Consider the following 18,329-nt stretch of genomic DNA (forward strand, 5'->3'; position numbering starts at 1 on the left):
AATTTCAGCCCCTTGTTTTTTCTAGCATCTAGGTTCTAGAAGAAAAGCGATCTAACTCCTATATTAAATCACTTTACCCAACGCCCAGATGAGTCGTTTTACTTCTTCCTCCGTATTGTAATGCACTAAGCTGATACGAACCACACCGTTGTTCTTTGTTAAGTCAAAATCTTCCACCAGTTTTTTAGCGTAGAAATCACCAAACCTAATTCCGATTCTATAGTCATCAATTTGTTCTACGATTTCATTGCTTTTTAAATCCTCGTGTATAAATGAAATTGTTGGAACTCTTTTTAAAGCATCTGCTTCAGGAGTTCCTATAATTTTTACTTTTTGATGTTCATTTAAAAAATCAAGAAGTCTTTTTGTCAGTTTTTGTTCATGCGTAGCGATAACTTCATAAGATTTTTTTAGCATTAAAACCGCTGAATCTTTATCTTCTGGAAAGTGTTGTTTGTAAAATTCATGGAAATACTCTGTAATTCCTAAAAGACTATAGGTGAGCTCAAAATTGAAATTCCCCGGCTGAAATTTATAAGGGATATCGTCTTTTTTAAAGAAATAGTGGTTAATACCATCCATCTCTAAAAGCAAATCGTATTTACCATACATCAACGCTAAATGCGGGCCATAAGTTTTATACCAGCTAAAGGTGTAGAAATCGATGTCTAAATCCTGTACATCAATTTGCCGGTGCGGTGCATAAGCCACACCGTCTACACAAACAAGCGAACCATTTTGATGCACCATTTGGGTAATCTCTTTGATAGGATTTATAGTTCCTAAAATATTAGAACAATGTGTAACAGCAACTAGTTTTGTTTTTTTAGAAAGTAGCTTTTTAAGTTCCGAAAGTTCAAGTTCCATCGTTTCCGGATTGGCTTTCCAAATCTTTATTTTTATTCCTTTCTCCTTTAAATCGGTCCAGGGAGAAATGTTGGCTTCATGATCGGTATTGGTGACAATAACTTCGTCTCCTTCCTGCCATTTCCGGCTAATAGATAAGCTTAAGATTCTAAAAAGCATACTCGAAGATGGCCCAATAATCACCTCTTCGGTTCGGTTAGCATTTATAAATTTTGCTATTTGTTTGGTTGCCCAGGCCAGTTTTTCGCCGGCTTCCTTACTAACTTTATAAGATGCTCCCAGTTGTACGTTATGATGAATTAAATAGCCGTTAATTCGCTGAATAACTTTTCCCAATATCTGTGAACCACCCGCATTGTCCATAAAGATGAAGTCTTTATCGAGGGCAGGGAACTGTTTTCTAACAAATTCTATATCCATAAAATCTATTTGTTTAGAAGGCTTTCATTAAATAATTTGAGTATTCTGCTATACTCATCGGTCCAGCTGCTTGGTTCTACAAAACCATGATCTTCTACCGGGTAAATAGCCATCTCCCAGTTATCTTTTCCTAATTCGATTAAACGTTGGGAAAGCCGTACCACATCCTGAAAATGTACATTTACATCTACCATACCGTGGGCGATCAATAAATCTCCTTCTAAACCTTCCGCAAAATAAATCGGGGAAGATCTACGATAGGCGATAGGATCGTTTATTGGCTCATTAAGAATATTTGAAGTATATCCATGGTTATAATGTGCCCAGTCGGTTACCGATCTTAATGCTGCGCCGGCAGTAAAAGTATCGGGCTCGGTAAACATAGCCATTAAGGTAATAAATCCACCGTAACTTCCCCCATAAATTCCGATTTTATCAGGATTGATATCATGGTTTTTAATTAGGTATTTTGCACCGTCAACCTGGTCTGATAAATCTTTGCCACCCATGTGGCGGTAAATTCCGGTTCTCCAGTCGCGGCCGTAACCCGCACTTCCGCGATAATCAATATCTATAACGGTGTATCCTAAATCGGTTAATAGATTATGGAACATATATTCCCTAAAATAAGAAGACCACCACTGATGCACATTTTGCAAATAACCTGCGCCATGCACAAAAACAACAGCAGCGTTGTTTTTAGTTTCTTCGCTTGGAGTGTATAGCCTTGCGGGCACCATCGCGCCATCTTTAGCCTCAAACTCTATAAGTTTTGGTATTCTCCAGTCATAATTTGAAAATGCTTCAGATTGGCCGCTGGTTAACTGTTTTGCCTCTCCTTTCCCGGTTTTTTTAAGATAAAGTTCCCATGGTTTATTACTGTACGAATAGTAAATCGCCATATACTTTTCGTCTGGAGAAAGATATACCTGGTTGTTACCAGTCATATTGGTAAGCTTTTCCATTTTACCTCCCATTACCGGCATTTTATAAAAATGTCGAACATCAGGCCCTTCCTTTGAAGTGGTTAAATACCAGTACTTTTTATTATTCGATAATTCGGGATCAAAAACTTCATAATCACCAGGAGTGAGATCTTTTTTTTCTCCATTGTCTACATTCAATACGTAGAGATGAGAATATCCTGTAGCTTCAGATTGAAAATAAATATGCTTGTTATCGGGTAACCATCCAAGCGTACCACCGCCAAAAGACCAACCCAGTCCCGGTCCTGCGATCCAGGCTTCGTCACGTTGCCGATCCAGAACAGTAAGACTGCCGTCTTCAAGATGAAGTTGAGCGATCCAACGATCTTTATTATCTTTAGATCTGATGCTTACGATGGCTTTCTCACCATTTTCAGAAAAATAAGCTGGCGAGGTAATGACTTCGCGAACTTTTTCTTCCCATTCTTTGTCTGGATAATCTTTCACATAATCTGGTAAATCTTTAATCCCTTCAAGTTGGTCTGTACTTACCATAAAGACCGTATCTTTTTCGATATTATAAAGAGCTAGTTCCACTTCGGTTTTATCGTCACCCACTTTAGAACGTGCAGGTAGCTCCTTGGTATATCCAGACTGGTCTACATAATCAGGGACTTCAGTATTATCGCCGCGTTCTCTTTTAATTAAATTGAAGCTTACGTATTTTCCATTAGGAGAAATGCTGATGCCTGAAATTTGCTTATCTCCGGTATAAAAAGCATAAGAATCATCGCGAGCTTTACTTTTACGATAAACTTTAGAAGCCTCTGCTTTTTCTTTGCGTTGATTTACAACTTCTAAAAGTTCCAGATTTTCATCCTGTATCCATTCATTTTTATCTGAAAGTTTTTTTTCTTTTTCCTCTCGTTTTGTTCCTTTATTGATATTGGTTAATTTGGTAATACTTCCCTTATCCAGATCATAAATAAAGGCATTATCATTTAAAATGAATGAAATTTTGGAGTCATCTGCCATAAACTGAGGATCTATAATTCGCTCTCCCAGATCGATCAGTTCTTTTTTAGATGCTTTCCTGATATTGTATAAAAACAGCTTCCCATTTTCAGTAAATAGCATTTCGGTTCTTTTGTCGTTATAATCACCATATCGCGGAATCATATTTTCTTTTTCTTGCTGAGATACTTTTATGATTTTTGATTGGTTGGAAATGTTGATTTTGTATAACGAATCTTCCGGATCATTTTCCAGGTTATATTGAAAGTAAATATTCTCACTTTCTATTCCCCAATGTATGCCAGAAGGAAAAGTTCCCATCCATTTGGGATCCTGCATGATTTTTTCAACAGAAAGATCACTTTGCTGTGCCTGCAATAAAAAGCTGCTAAAAGCAATAAATGTCAGGATTGCGAAATTGCTAAAACGAAGCGTAAATTTTGTCATTTAGGTAAATATTGAATTTCAATTAGTGGTGAGATTTCTATAATCGAAAAATAAAGCTTTCGAAACTAAAATTCTCAAAAATATAATCTTCAGCTTTCCGTGAAAAAAGCCTTAAAATTTGCACACAATATACTTAAAAACACTGTCGGATTCAAGAATAATAGGTGCTAAGCTATGATTTCGGTAAAGAATATATTTATATTTGAGAGCTATATTTCACCAATAATTAATCAAAATCCAATGAAAACCAAATTACAACTAGCTTTTGTATCTATGGTATTGGCCGCGACAACTTCGTTTGCACAACAGCCGGATCCCATGGTACAGGAAATCGTTACAGAGGCTACCGAAAATTCTCAATTAAAAAAATTAGGCCATGAACTTTTAGACGTTATAGGACCAAGACTCGTAGGTTCACCACAAATGGAACAGGCACATGACTGGGCTGTTAAAACCTATGCCGACTGGGGGATCGCTGCTGAAAATCAGCAATGGGGTACCTGGAAAGGTTGGGAACGTGGGATTACCCATATCGATCTTGTAGCACCTCGTTTACGAACTTTAGAGGGAAGACAATTAGCATGGAGCCCATCGACATCGAAAAAAGGAGTTACCGCTGAGGCTATAATTTTACCAGAAGCGAAAGACTCGGCCGATTTTCAATCTAAATTAAACCAGGTAAAAGGAAAGTTTGTATTGTTGTCTTTTAACGAGCCAACCGGCCGTCCTGATTATAACTGGGAAGAATGGGCAACAGAACAGTCATTTGAAAAAATGAAAAAAGAACGATCTGAAGCTGAAAATGACTGGAGAGCGCGTATAAAAGCTACCGGATATTCTTCAAGAGAATTGCCTGAAATTTTAGAGAAAGCAGGAGCAGAGGGTATTATCACTCTAAACTGGTCTAGTGGTTTTGGTGTGAACAAAGTATTTTCTGCTTATACCAGGGACATTCCTACTGTAGATCTATCTTTGGAGGATTATGGTTTGGTGTTCAGAATGGCAGAAAACGGAGACAAACCAGAGCTTCATATCGTAGCTACTTCTAAAGATCTTGGTGAAGTACCAACATTTAATACAATCGCAAGCATTGAAGGTTCAGAAAAACCTGAAGAATATATTGTGCTTTCCGCGCATTTTGATAGTTGGGATGGAGGAACCGGGGCTACCGATAATGGTACAGGTACTCTAGTAATTATGGAAGCAATGCGTATTCTTAAAAAAGTATATCCAAATCCTAAACGTACCATTATTGCCGGTCACTGGGGAAGTGAAGAACAGGGATTGAATGGTTCTCGTGCCTTTGTAAAAGATCACCCTGAAATTGTAGAAAATATCCAGGCCGTTTTCAATCAGGATAATGGTACTGGGCGTGTAGTTAATCTTTCTGGAAATGGATTGGTAGACGCTTACGATTATTTAGGAGACTGGCTATCTGCAGTGCCGGATAGTATTTCTAACCAGATTGAAACCAATTTTCCGGGAATGCCTGGTAGAGGAGGATCAGATTATGCTTCTTTTCTTGCGGCAGGAGCACCGGCTTTTAATTTAAGTTCACTAAGCTGGTCGTATTGGAATTATACCTGGCATACTAACCGTGACACCTATGATAAAATTGTTTGGGACGATGTGCAAAGCAATGCCATCCTTGCTGCCATCTTAGCCTATAAAGCAAGTGAAGACGCTGATAAGACTTCCAGAAAGCAACGTGTTCTTCCTATAAATCAAAGAACAGGTGAGCAATCTACCTGGCCAGAACCCAGAGATGCGACCCGTAGAGGAGGTTTAGATTAATCCCGCTTAAGGTTTTAATTAAGAATTCCTAACGCTCAAAACCAAAGGGCTGATAAATGCCTATTGGCTTGGCTGGTTTACAGCGATTCGATAATTTCTAAGATTAATCATAAAGCAGTTAATAGTTTAGGGTTTACGCTTTAAACTTTTAGCTGCTTTTGTATATCCGCCATTACCGCCGTCTACAAAGTGAATATGTTCGTGGGTGTTAATATCCCGTACATAGCAAGACATAATGCTTTCTTCACTAACATGAATCCCATAAGCTATTTTTCCTGAATTTTCCAGATTGTCTAAATAGCCGGTAAGTGCATCTCTTTGCTGAGGTGTTCCTGAAATGACCGTATTAATTCGGCCATCGATCGTTAATGTGTCGGTTAAGGCAACTAGTTTTTTAAGGTAAATTTTTGAGTTGTCTTTTTTTAGCCAAATATGTTTTCCATATTGTCCAATCATCCAGCTTTTCAAAAGATAGGGAAGGTTAAATTTGCCTAATTTAGCCTTCATTTCAGCATTGATTTTATGAAGGTTTGCTTTCAGTTTTAATCGTCTTGCCGTTATAGGCTTTCTACGACTGGGTGAACCATAAATATCATCGATAGCTTTAAGTACTTCAGCAAAAATTTTAGAGGATTTAGTGTCGTCTTTAGAAATTACGATTAAGCTAACTACTTCCTGTCCGTTTTTATGGGGCTTTATTTTATCCCATTTACATTCCATGCCCTCCAGATCAAGTGGTTTATGATCTGGGATAATTTCCTGTTGGGGTAAGGTATTCTTAATAAGGTCTTCTGCATAATGCAAAGCATCCCCCAGTACAACAGGGATATTTAGATCGTCATTCACCTTAAGTTTGGCGATTTTAAGCTGAATCTTTTCCTGATAGATGGTTTTTACCGGAAGCGATCCGGTTTTAAGTTCTAATTTGAAGTTTTTAAGGGTATTTTTTTTATGTTTCTGAAGTGCATTAAGCGTTTCGTGTAGAATTTCCTGGGGTACCAGAGCAATTGCACCATCGCCGCCAAAAAAGAATGGAATATTAATTTTTGCCTTATAGGCAATATTAATGATGGCAATTACAGCACCTGTAGCGATCAGGTTAACCGAATTATGCTGACCTTTGGCAATAGCTTTGGTCGAATTTTTAATATCGGCAGCAACGATATGCCAGCTATCAGGAACACGATGAAAATGACCAATATCTCCCACAAGTGTACTTACCGGAATATTTAAAGCCGGCAGATTTTCATAAAAACGGGTGCTATTATTAGCCATTTTAAGTCATGATTTTACAGGTCGGTGATCTGATCTATTTCCTCCTCAGTAAGATTTAACAGTCCTGCTTTTGGAAGTCGGGTAATCATTTCCCGCCAGTTATCGTCCTCTTCAAATATAGTAGCAAAAACAGGCAATGCCTCTTTCAGGCGGTCACTATTAGCCATAGCTACTGCTTTCCAGAATTTCATTTCCAGATTATCAGGAAACATTTCTTCCGCAATACCATATTCTTCTAAAGCAATATCCACCTCTCCTTTTTCGACGGCTAGATCCCCTTTGTTCATATGTTCGTAAGCTCGCGCAGTCTTGAGTAATCGCTCTAATTCCAGAATTGGATTTTGATGATCGTCTACTCTTAGATCGATTTTCTTTTCTTCCCAGGAGTTTTCTACTTTTTTGGGACCTACAACGATAAGTGCAGCCGATTGTTTACCACGAATATCGCCACCGGCATTTTGCGCCGCTTTTAGAACTTCGATCATCTTTTCAGCTAAAGGAAGATTTTCATGGGCTTTAAAAGCTTCGGCCATAGCAGGAACTACCTTATTGTTCAGCATCATATTGGCTTGCACAGAAAAATTGTCACCTTCGATATGCGATGCAGCTTCCACACAAAGTTTTCCTGTATAGGCAGCAACATTGCCCTGAACATCTAAAAAGGCAACCTGTCTGTAATCGCGGCCTTCATCCTGTTTAACTAACTCCTCTAAAGCATCTTTAGCAGACATTCCGCCGCTCATTAATTTAAGTCCGTTTGGACCATACGCGGGGTTCACAAAAGATTGTGTTGCTACCACGCCCACCCCAGATTTACCCCAACTTACCAAGGAGCCTACAGAAAACCAATGGCTTTGGACTGCAATAGCCATTTCGCCGGTTCCTGGATCTTTAGCAACGATAGAGAAGGTGTGAGCAAAAGCTTCTTTATCGATATTGGCGTTTTGAGCATTTGCTGTTATCATAAAAAAACTAATTAAAATAAATAATGTAATCTTTTTCATGGGATCGTCTATAAATAAAAACTAATTTAAATATACAATCTTGGCAGAAGTTGTAGCGCGATTTTTTTAAATTTTACTAGATAATTAAGACGCGATGTCCCAGACCTGCTCGCTAGGTGTTGAGTAACAGAATATTTAGCCGATAATATTAGTCTTTAATCTAGAGCATCCTGTATTCACTTGGATGTGATCTTATTGATATTCTTAGGGAAGTTTTAACGAGTATAGCGTTTCCATAATAAAAACATTTTTATTTTTGTGTTGCCAAAGAAAAATGGCCTCGTAGTTCAACGGATAGAATAGAAGTTTCCTAAACTTTAGATCCAGGTTCGATTCCTGGCGAGGCTACAGAGTAGGTTTTAGACTATATCAAATAAGCGTTAATATTATGATATACAGTGTTTTAATGTTTTTTGACATTTTTTAATTTTAATTGAATTTGTGCTTTTCGTCGCGCAGATCGTCAACATTTTGTCAACAAAAATTATCGATTGATTTAGTCTTTTATCTACATATCACTGATTTGACTTTCGCAAACATGTTTCATTTAAACACTTCAAATCATGTGAACTACTTCAACATTTTCAGTCCTGTTTTGGGTCTATGAGCAAAGAGCCAAAAATGGAGAAGCACTGGTATACGTCCGTATATCTGTTGATAACAAGAAACTGAACATCAGTTTAAAGCGAAAGGTAAACCTCTCTTTGTGGGATTCTTGGGCTCAGCGATTAACGGGAACAGATGCTTTTTCGTTGGAATTCAATGAATTTTTACATCAGGAATATTCAAGGTTCTTTCAATGCTATTAGGAATTACGCATTGAAGGCAAGCTTAGAACAGTTGAGAATATCAAAAAGAAATACTTTGGAGAAGAAGGAAAACTCTATTCTCTGGAAGATATATTTGAATACCAAAACACCACCTGCTTTTCCAAATTAAGCCCTAATACTTCACGGCTCTATATAACCAGCCAGAATTATGTACGCAGGTTCATCAAAAAGGAATACAATAGAACAGATTATTACCTGCAGGAATTGGACTATAGCTTCGTTCTTAGATTCGACAATTTCCTAAGGTTGATTAAATCAAACACTCATAAAGGAAATTTACAGCATAACGCGGTGATGAAGCATATTGAAGTACCCCCATTTGTAAGACAGTTTTTAGCTTAAACCAAATTCTGATTATATTTATTAAGCTGGATCAGATGGTGATGGAAGTTGATTATAATATTATTACTTAAGAAAAGATTCAAGATATGACCCTTGAAATCATTATTAAATTTATAAAACTCTTTTTATACCCCTGAACTCTAGTCGATACTCACTAGGTGTGCAATTTTTGGCTTTTTTAAAAACTCTATTAAAATTAGCAATATTAAAGCCACATAAGTATGCAATTTCTGAAATACTTAATTCCTTTTCGATTAACCATCTTGAAGCATAACCGATTCGGGTGTCATTTACATATTCAATGAATGTTTTTCCGGTTCTCTTTTTTATAAACCTATTGAAGGAAATTGGAGTCATATTGACAAGATCAGAAGCCTCTGAGAGAGAAATCTTTTTCTGGTAGTTTTGCTGAACGTAATCATAAATAATTTTGATTTTATCACTGTTTTCAAAATCTTTGTTGCTAGAGATATATGATGATAATAATTTTTGGTTTCTTGAATTGGCAAGATCATGAAGAATAGATATCAGTTCAAGGAAGTAATCAATTCCGGCAATTTTTGACAAATTTAGCAACTTTGGTTTTATTTCTTCTGCTATTTTTTCTGAGAAGAGTATGCCGTGGGCTGATCGCTGAAAAAGATCTCTGATAGGTTTCATTATTTTTCTAGACAATAACTTACTGTCAAACAGATCATTGTGAAATTGAACGGTTATTTCTTGAATGTCCGTATTTATACATTTATGTTGTTCCCAACCATGTTGTAAATTAGGTCCAATTAGCACAAGCTCAATATTGCCTATTTCCTCCATACTGTCTCCTGCTATTCTTCTAACTCCTTTCCCGTTTAAAATAAAATTAAGCTCAAATTCTGGGTGAAAATGAATTGGAAAATCAAATTTCTCTTTAATACGATCGAACACTAAAAAACTATCTTGAGGTGATAATGGAGTGATTTCCCTGTGAATATTGGTTTGCATTAGTTGTATGGATTTTAATATAGGTATCTACTATTTATAATCGGAAGAAATAATTTTTGAGAAATGTAGAGCTTAAAAAAATTCTTTGCAATAACATCATCAAATACATTTCTCTAAAAATAATCAATAGAAAAAATATTAGTAGAAAATGATAAAATAGGATTAACAAAACTTTAAGTGTTCGGATATCTTTGCCTTGTAAACCTATTCAAACGTTTGCGTATTGTGTAATCTTTAAATTAATTTATGATTTCTGATAAAATGATAAAAAAATATGTTCAGGAGGGAAAAATTTATTTTCCTGCAATTGAGTTTATAGCAAAAGTGAAGCTTGCTTTTTTGTTTGTTTTCTTTTTAGGTCTTTTGAGTAAATCTTCAGAGATCTCGGCTTTAAACTTGCAGGAGAGCCGTATTGACATAACTGGAACGGTTGTAGATTCTGAATCGGTTCCATTGCCAGGAGTAAATATACTTGTAAAGGGAACAAGTAAGGGGGTAACCACAGATTTTGACGGAAATTTTTCTATTGAAGATGTGCCTGAAGATGCTGTTCTAGTATTTGGTTTCTTGGGATTTGATACGCAAGAGGTTCCTGTAAATTCTAGGACAATTATTAAGGTTGTTATGGAAGCAGCAATTGGAGCTTTGGATGAGGTGATGATTGTGGGGTATGGAGGTACTGTTAAGCGTAGTGATGTTACAGGTTCTGTTTCTCAGGTTGAGGTAGAGCAATTAAAAGACATACCTGGTGGATCGGTCGAATCTCTTCTTCAGGGGCGGGTAGCTGGACTTCAAATTACAACTTCATCTCAGGCTCCAGGTGCAGGGGCTTCTGTAAGGATCCGAGGTGGGAGTTCACTTCGCGGATCTAATTCTCCACTCTTGGTAGTTGATGGGTTTCCCATTGGAGATGCAGGTAACCTTCAACAAATAAATCCTGCAGATATTGAGTCTATCGAAATTTTAAAAGATGCTTCTGCATCTGCTATTTATGGTTCTCGAGGTGCCAACGGTGTAATTCTTGTTACTACTCGGAATCCAAAAAATGGTAAAACTGTTATAAATGTTCGTCAACAAACCACTGTTTCCCAATTTACATCTGAGCTGAACCTTTGGAGAAATCCTGTTTTATTAGCTCAGCTTAGCAATGAATCGAGAATAAATGGAGGTTTCCCTCCTTTATATATTGGAGAGGTCGCTTCAACGGGTCTTTATTATCCTTCAGTTCAGGAATTACAAAATGGTGATTGGCCGCATAACGTAAGATGGGATGACATAGTTTTTAGAGATACTCCTATTAACAATAGCACCACAATTGACGTTTCAAGTTCAAATGAGAAAACGAATTTTAGCTTTAGCGGTAATTATTTTACAGAGCAGGGGGTATATATAGAAGATGATTATTCAAAATTTAATTATAACCTGAATGTAGATCATAAATTGTACGATAATTTCAGGATTACCTTTTCAAGTATTGGTTCTAAAGGTAAACGAAACAACAATGGCGGATTAGCTTATTGGAGAAGTCCTATTATACCAGTTTATGATGAAAATGGAGATTATTATCTTACTAATAACAATGATTTTAATCATCCAATAGCATTAACAGAAAATAGGGTGAATAAAAATAAAACCATTGATTTTCTAAGCTTTTTGGGACTAGAATGGGACATTATTCCTTCTCTTAAACTCACTTCAAGATTGAATTATAAATTCGGAAACTCAATTTCAGATCAGTATTTTCCTAAGACATATACCGAGGCAGGTGAATTTAATAACGGTGTTGCATCTATCGGAAACTATCAGGCAGAGACTATTATTTCAGAAACATTCGCCAACTACAACAAAACATTCGGAGTACACAAATTAGGCGTCACAGCAGGATTTTCGTATCAAAATGATGTTATCCGAACTTCCAATTTAGGAGCCAGCGATTTTGTTAATGAAGTTCTTCAAAATGAAAATTTAGGTGCAGGAAACCCTGAAAGAAATACTGTTGGAAATAACCTTATAGAGACAGAACTGGTCTCTGGTATTTTTAGAGTGAATTATGAATTCAGGGAGAAATACCTTTTCACATTTACCTCCAGAGCTGACGGCTCTTCTAAATTCGGAGAAAATAATAAATGGGCTATTTTCCCATCAGGAGCAATTGGCTGGAAAGCTGGTGAAGAGAATTTTATTAAGGAATTAGAGATTTTTGACCTACTAAAGTTCAGAGCTAGTTATGGAATTTCCGGAAATCAAGGAATTTCTCCATATCAAACCTTAAGTCGCTATGGGGTGAGCGAATATTACAACAATGGAAACTGGGTTACCGTAATAGGGCCAGGTTATGAGGTTGGAAGAACAGGACAAGGAGGAATAGAAGTATTATGGGGAGGAATTCCAAATCCTGATCTAAAATGGGAAACCACTGCACAAGTTGATTTTGGTGTTGACATGGGCTTTTTTAACGATCGGCTACAGGTAATTTTTGACTACTATGAAAAACATACTGATGATCTCCTTCAGGAAAGAATTTTACCTATCTCGTCGGGGTTTGATAGAATGTGGGTGAATGAAGGTTCAATAGCAAACAAAGGAATAGAATTGACACTTGACGGAACTTTAATACAAAGCAATGATTTTACTCTAGGTGCCACCGCTATTTTTTACAGAAACCGTAATGAAGTTACCGGTTTGGGTAGCACCACAGAATCCGGAAATTTAATTGATCCTAATACAGGAATGGAATTTAGATTTTCAGGGAATAGCTTAGCGATGTTTAGAGCCTTTCCGAATCTTTTAGCAGTCGGCCAGCCGGTAAATGTATTCTATGGCTATAAAACCGATGGAATTGTTCAGAATTTAGAAGAAGGGGTTTCAGCCGGGTTGGAAGGAGATTTGGCACAACCAGGAGAGTTTAAATATGTAGATGTTAATGGTGATGGTGTGATTTCGGTTGATGATCGAACAATCATTGGAGATCCCAACCCGGATTTTACGGCTAGTTTTAATTTAAGTCTAAATTATAAAAAGTTTGATGCAAGCATTTTCTTTAATGGAGTTTTTGGAAATGACGTCCTGAATACGCAGTCTTTTAATCAACCTAGTAACCAGCCATTACGTTGGACTCCAGATAATCCAACTAATAGTTTTCCAAGTTTAAGAGACGGGCGTCAAGTAGAATTTTCTGATTGGTGGATAGAAGATGGCTCTTTTGTTCGCATCCAAAACTTAAACCTAGGATATTCTTTTGAGATTGATTCTTTGGTATCAGCACGTGTATTCGTGAACGCAACTAACCTTTACACCTTTACAAAATTTGATGGTTATGATCCTGAAGTTGGGGGTGATGGTATTTACTGGGGAGGTTATCCCAGGTTGAGACAAGGTACAATAGGTTTGACATTAACATTTTAAAATATAATTATGAATACGAAAAATATACTTTTGATTCTCTTATGCGCAGGACTTATAAGTTCATGTGATCTTAAGGAAGAGCCTTATGGTTTTTATTCTGAGGATAACTTTCTTAAATCAGCTGAGGATTTTGAAGCAGGGGTGGGATATGCTTATGACGCGCTTACCTTTTTAGAATATTCCAGAACAATCTTCTACCTGGGAGATTTACCTTCCGAAACTGTTGGTATAAAACCAGATGAAGGTGCAGGCTCTCAAGAGCTAGACAGCTGGCAAATTCAAAATTACCCTACGAATCCTAAATTGGTAAATTTCTTCAAATATGCTTACATAGCGATTAACAGAGCTAATATTATTATTGATCAGGCTCCAGGAGCTCAAATAGATATGGATATTAAAAATCGCTATCTTGGCGAGGCATACTTCTTAAGAGCCTGGAATTATTTCAATCTTGTACGATACTTTGGATTAGTTCCTATCCATACTACAAACGTTTCAACTCTTGACCAAACTGCAGCTCCCTTGGCAACAAATCTCGATGAAGTATATAATCTGATTCTCTCAGATGTTAGAAAAGCAGAAGAACTTTTAGGTATAGATCAGAGAACAGGAAGGGCAGACAAGGTTGCCGCTCAATCCCTAGCGGCTAAGGCTTATCTTTTTATTGCTTCAGCCAAAGAGAATAATGTGCCACTTTATAGTGAGATGGATAGAGATGTGAAGCAAATGTATGATAGCGTAGCTCATTTTTCGGGAAAGGTTTTATATGATCAGTCAGTTTATAGGTTTGACGATAATCTGTTAGATATTTTTGATGTAGAAAAACCTAAAGGACCGGAACACATTTTTCTTATGTCAATGGATCGGACTGGAATGATTGAAGGCGATTACTCCAAAATTTCAAAGCTCTTCATCCCATATATCGCTGGTGGGGATATTTATTTAGATGATAAGAACGGGAATTTTACCAAATCCCATGATGGTTTTGGAACTTTTCAAACAAAGGAGACCTTTTATGCTTCATTTCCTGAAAATGATTTAAGAGCTGAATTGATGATAATAGATTCAGTATATAACCAAAGCGGAGATTTAATAGCTAATTATCCAAATGATTTTCAATACCGTTTTTCAAGAAAATATGTAGATCCATTATTCATTGGAGACAAGACCAGCACTAAACCTTACTTGATCCGGTTTTCAGATGTTGCATTGGTTTATGCTGAAGCAGTCGGTCCTACACCAGAAGCTTATGAATTAGTCAATTACATTAGAGAAAGAGCGGGCGTAGAGCCTCTCAATCCAAATCTGGGATTGGAGGAATTTAGAGAAGCTATTCTTCAGGAGCGAGCTTGGGAGCTTGCCTTCGAAGGACATAGACTTCCGGATCTCAGAAGATTTAATAAAGTTACCACTTTAGTAGAGGAGGCTTCGGGATTGTCCCCAGAACAGGTAGCATTTTACCCTTTACCTCAAATTGAAATAGATCTAAATCAAGGTTTGTAATTATCTAAAAAATTCATTTAGAAACTTATACTATGAATAATTTAAAGAAAATATTAGCATTTATTCTTATTTCTATCGCACTTTCCTGTGTAAAGGATCCTTTAGAGGAAATAGAATCTGGTGAATGGAATAATGAAAGAAGTATTATAAATATAGCATTTCAGAACCAGGTTGGAAAAGCTGAAGTATTACGAAATGATGAAAATAGCGGAACAATAATTACTGCTATCAATGTAGATGCTGTGCCTGATTTGAGTGCCATTAGTCTTGAAACTATAGAGCTTTCTTATGGAGCTAAAGCCTCCTTAAAACCTGGAGAAACTTTAAATTTTGAAAATAACGATCAAAGTGCAACTATATCTGTTAGTTCACCAACTGGAAAGACTCGCGAGTATACAATTTATGTTACTTCCTTTCAAGAAACAATTTTAGGAACCTATGATATAACAAATCTTGTAGTCTATGGAGGTACAGGGCCTGAGTATGGAGGTGGTGCAGTTCTACCATTGACAAGTAAGCCTTGGGTGTGGCCGGAAACAGATGGTCCTCAAGCGGAATTGGATAATACAATTACATTTGAAATTGAGGGGATTACAGAAGAAGGAAATACTTACGGTAAAATTATTAATGATCCCGGGCCAGATGGACTTTATGCTGACTTTACTTTTGTAGCAGATCCAGTTACTGATGTTAACCATTATTATAGGAAAATTCCTAAAGGAGAAGGTACCTGGTTGCGTAACTATAATACCGGAAACCTAATTATTACATTTTCTGATGGAACCAGTGTTTCTGGGAATTTTGTTGGAGCAGGTACTGAAGATCTGGGTAATGGATTGAGTAAAACAATAACTCAAAATGCACTTGTATTCAATTTGAATGGAACCAATGACTGGGACAAAATTTACTCAGATTATGACAAATTTGTTAAGAATCCCAGAAAATTTTGGATTGACCTAACTAAGCTTTAGCCATTCCCTTAGCTGATTATAAAATAATCACGGTATTCTTTGTCAAAATTTAGGCAAAGAATATCATAAGGGGATACTGCATTAAATTCAACATAACAATTACAGTCATGAAAATAGTTAAAATAATATTACTAATAAACCTTTATCTTTTGGGCACTTCGTGCTCTTCAGATAATGTTGATTCACCTATAGTTGATGAGGGGGAAAAAACAACAGAAATTGCTTTAAAGCTTGTGGATAATAATGCTACTCTGGAAACAAAAGCGCTATATTCTAATCTCTGGCAAATTCAGTCAAAGGGATTCATGTTCGGCCACCATGACGCTTTACTATATGGACGGGATTGGATAACAGAACAAGGTAGGTCTGATGTAAAAGAGGTGTCAGGAGATTATCCTGCGGTTTACAGTATTGACTTTGCAGAAATCATGGATGGCAGGAGTGAAGGCAATACAATGAACGAGCACAGAAAGCGTACTATTCTTGAGGCTAGAGGACGAGGTGAGGTGATAATGGCCAATGCTCATTTAAATAATCCAGTAACAGGTGGAGATTCATGGGATAATTCTAATTCTACGGTAGCAAAGGAAATTTTGAGTAGCGGGAGTCAAGCAAATATTGTCTTTAAATCATGGCTCGATAAATTAGCGGTTTTCGTAAAGGATTTAAAGGATGATAAAGGAAATGCAATCCCAATTATTTTTCGGCCTTTTCATGAGCATACCCAGTCGTGGTCCTGGTGGGGAACCAGTAATACTACGCAGGAGGAATTTATTAATCTGTGGAAATTTACTGTTGATTATCTCAAAAATGAAAAAGGAGTTCACAATCTTATTTATGCCATATCTCCTCAATTAGATGGGGTTGGAACCAAAAGTAACCTTCTATATAGATGGCCAGGAGATAACTATGTAGATTTTATAGGTTTGGATAGTTATCACGGCACTAATAGTACTGCACTTACTATAAACACTCGAAATCTTGCAGAACTTTCTAAAGAAAAGCAAAAGCCAGTTGGTATTACTGAAACAGGAATAGAAGGTATTCGCCAAGGAAATGGGCAGGAATATCCAATGTATTGGACAGAAGAAATTTTAAATCCAATTATAGGAAAGGATATTAGTATGGTTATTATGTGGAGAAATAAATACGATCCTTCCCATTCTGGTCACCATTTTTATGGACCTTATATAGGACATAGTTCTGCTGATAATTTTGTGGAATTTTATGAAAGCTCATTTACTCTTTTCAGTGGTGACCTACCGGATATGTATAGAATGCCAGATGGCGTGACCGTAAATTGACAGTAGTTTGACAACATAAACATTTACTCAAAGACAATAGTAGTTTGTTTAAAACAAGTAGGTTATACCGTTTACCTTCAAATTTCTATTGGTGTATTCAATCTTAAAATGCACCAATAGAAATGGACAATAATAATTAAAATATAAAAATGAATACTCTTTCTGTAAAATTATTAATATACCTTTTTATTTCGTTTTCTATTACAGATACCTACAGCCAAGACTCCAAAGTATTGGAATATTTATATAAGATCTCTGGAGGAAAGATTATGGCCGGGCAACATAATAAGGAGCCAAATTCAGATCCAGATAAGTGGACGGAATATATAAAGGAAACCACGGATAAATATCCTGCTTTGTGGAGTGGAGATTTTCTTTTTCAAAAAGACGATATCGACAATAGATGGATTATGATTCATGAGGCCAGGGAACAATGGAATAATGGAGCTATTATTAATTTGATGTGGCACGGATGCCCTCCTGATATAGGAGAACCTTGCGAATGGGATACCGGTTTACTTAATGCGCAATTAACTGATGCGCAGTGGAATGAGCTTTTAACTCCTGATAGTGCATTATATAACAAATGGATTTCCAGAATGGATGATATTGCAGTATATCTTCAATTTTTAGAAGACGAGGGTGTAGAGGTTCTTTTCAGGCCATTCCACGAAATGAATCAAGGACTTTTTTGGTGGGCTGGTCGTCCTGGTCCTAATGGAACAGCGGCTTTATATAGGCTTACTCACGATTATTTGACCAAGACTAAGGGATTATCCAACCTTATTTGGGTTTGGGATATGCAGGATCTTAGTAGAGATTTTGAAGATTATAATCCAGGTGATGAATATTGGGATGTGTTTGCTTTTGACATTTATGATAACGGTTATGATATATCTTGGTACAATTATATTTTACCAATAGTAGGTGATAAACCAATGGCCATAGGTGAATGTTCCAAGGTTCCTAGTGCTTCAGTTCTAGAAAATCAAAAAAGGTGGGTGTTCTTTATGCCTTGGGCCGAATTAGTGAAAGAGAGTAACACCGAAGAGCAAATAAAGGAAATTTATAAGCATAAGAGCGTAATTACCCGTGACGAGATGCCTGGCTGGAACTAAACGGTATTTTAAAGTGCTTCATTCTTTGCAAAATTAGTATTTAGACGATTTAATTATTTCGCTACCAGATAATGTGCAAAGTCAAATTATTTAAATGGTTTTAGAAACGTAATTACAATTTTTAGTTT

At 36.6% G+C, this 18,329-nt stretch carries 13 protein-coding genes and 1 tRNA gene; 9 read left to right on the plus strand and 5 right to left on the minus strand.

All coding sequences use genetic code 11. The annotated features are described in order from the left end of the window. Positions 1–63: 63 nt before the first annotated feature. Positions 64–1,287 carry a cysteine desulfurase-like protein gene (locus ZPR_RS01650; protein WP_013069857.1) on the minus strand — a complete coding sequence of 408 codons (1,224 nt, stop codon included), beginning with the start codon at positions 1,285–1,287 and terminating at the stop codon, positions 64–66. 5 nt (positions 1,288–1,292) lie between these two features. Continuing rightward, complete coding sequence (locus ZPR_RS01655; RefSeq protein ID WP_013069858.1) at positions 1,293–3,674, minus strand: S9 family peptidase; 2,382 nt, start codon at positions 3,672–3,674, stop codon at positions 1,293–1,295. 240 nt (positions 3,675–3,914) lie between these two features. On the opposite strand from ZPR_RS01655, the gene ZPR_RS01660 reads away from it, so the two are divergent. Next, complete coding sequence (locus ZPR_RS01660) at positions 3,915–5,468, plus strand: M20/M25/M40 family metallo-hydrolase (protein ID WP_013069859.1); 1,554 nt, start codon at positions 3,915–3,917, stop codon at positions 5,466–5,468. 126 nt (positions 5,469–5,594) lie between these two features. Here ZPR_RS01660 and ZPR_RS01665 read toward each other — a convergent pair whose 3' ends face one another. Both ZPR_RS01665 and ZPR_RS01670 read right to left on the minus strand, forming a co-directional pair. Beyond that, the gene (locus ZPR_RS01665) at positions 5,595–6,743 is read right to left on the minus strand and encodes a DUF3095 family protein (protein ID WP_013069860.1); all 1,149 of its coding nucleotides are present in this window, start codon (positions 6,741–6,743) and stop codon (positions 5,595–5,597) included. A gap of 14 nt (positions 6,744–6,757) precedes the next feature. Continuing rightward, complete coding sequence (locus tag ZPR_RS01670; protein ID WP_233421337.1) at positions 6,758–7,708, minus strand: DUF1028 domain-containing protein; 951 nt, start codon at positions 7,706–7,708, stop codon at positions 6,758–6,760. A 315-nt stretch (positions 7,709–8,023) separates the two neighbouring features. On the opposite strand from ZPR_RS01670, the gene ZPR_RS01675 reads away from it, so the two are divergent. The 3 genes from ZPR_RS01675 (at position 8,024) to ZPR_RS23990 (ending at position 8,919) form a co-directional block, all read left to right on the plus strand. Further along, positions 8,024–8,095, plus strand: a tRNA-Arg gene (locus ZPR_RS01675). Between the two features lie 242 nt (positions 8,096–8,337). Further along, on the plus strand, positions 8,338–8,556 hold the full coding sequence (locus ZPR_RS23985; protein ID WP_083759710.1) for an Arm DNA-binding domain-containing protein: 219 nt from the start codon (positions 8,338–8,340) through the stop codon (positions 8,554–8,556). A 90-nt stretch (positions 8,557–8,646) separates the two neighbouring features. Beyond that, the gene (locus tag ZPR_RS23990; RefSeq protein ID WP_394329741.1) at positions 8,647–8,919 is read left to right on the plus strand and encodes a phage integrase SAM-like domain-containing protein; all 273 of its coding nucleotides are present in this window, start codon (positions 8,647–8,649) and stop codon (positions 8,917–8,919) included. A 111-nt stretch (positions 8,920–9,030) separates the two neighbouring features. Here ZPR_RS23990 and ZPR_RS01685 read toward each other — a convergent pair whose 3' ends face one another. Next, positions 9,031–9,900, minus strand: a complete 870-nt coding sequence (locus tag ZPR_RS01685) for an AraC family transcriptional regulator (protein ID WP_013069862.1) — start codon at positions 9,898–9,900, stop codon at positions 9,031–9,033. Positions 9,901–10,146: 246 nt separating this feature from the next. Here ZPR_RS01685 and ZPR_RS01690 point away from each other — a divergent pair, with 246 nt between their 5' ends. From ZPR_RS01690 to ZPR_RS01710, 5 genes are all read left to right on the plus strand, one after another. Next, a complete protein-coding gene (locus ZPR_RS01690; RefSeq protein WP_013069863.1) occupies positions 10,147–13,305 on the plus strand; it encodes a SusC/RagA family TonB-linked outer membrane protein in 3,159 nt (1,052 codons plus the stop codon). 9 nt (positions 13,306–13,314) lie between these two features. Then, positions 13,315–14,808 (plus strand): RagB/SusD family nutrient uptake outer membrane protein, encoded by a 1,494-nt coding sequence (locus tag ZPR_RS01695; protein WP_013069864.1) that lies wholly within the window; start codon positions 13,315–13,317, stop codon positions 14,806–14,808. A 32-nt stretch (positions 14,809–14,840) separates the two neighbouring features. Further along, positions 14,841–15,779 (plus strand): hypothetical protein, encoded by a 939-nt coding sequence (locus tag ZPR_RS01700; protein WP_013069865.1) that lies wholly within the window; start codon positions 14,841–14,843, stop codon positions 15,777–15,779. A 107-nt stretch (positions 15,780–15,886) separates the two neighbouring features. Then, a complete protein-coding gene (locus tag ZPR_RS01705; protein WP_041578519.1) occupies positions 15,887–17,083 on the plus strand; it encodes a glycoside hydrolase family 26 protein in 1,197 nt (398 codons plus the stop codon). A gap of 149 nt (positions 17,084–17,232) precedes the next feature. Further along, the gene (locus ZPR_RS01710) at positions 17,233–18,201 is read left to right on the plus strand and encodes a glycosyl hydrolase (RefSeq protein ID WP_083759711.1); all 969 of its coding nucleotides are present in this window, start codon (positions 17,233–17,235) and stop codon (positions 18,199–18,201) included. Positions 18,202–18,329 lie beyond the last annotated feature (128 nt).

Source organism: Zunongwangia profunda SM-A87, from assembly GCF_000023465.1.
In the GTDB taxonomy this organism is placed as follows: Bacteria; Bacteroidota; Bacteroidia; order Flavobacteriales; family Flavobacteriaceae; genus Zunongwangia; species Zunongwangia profunda.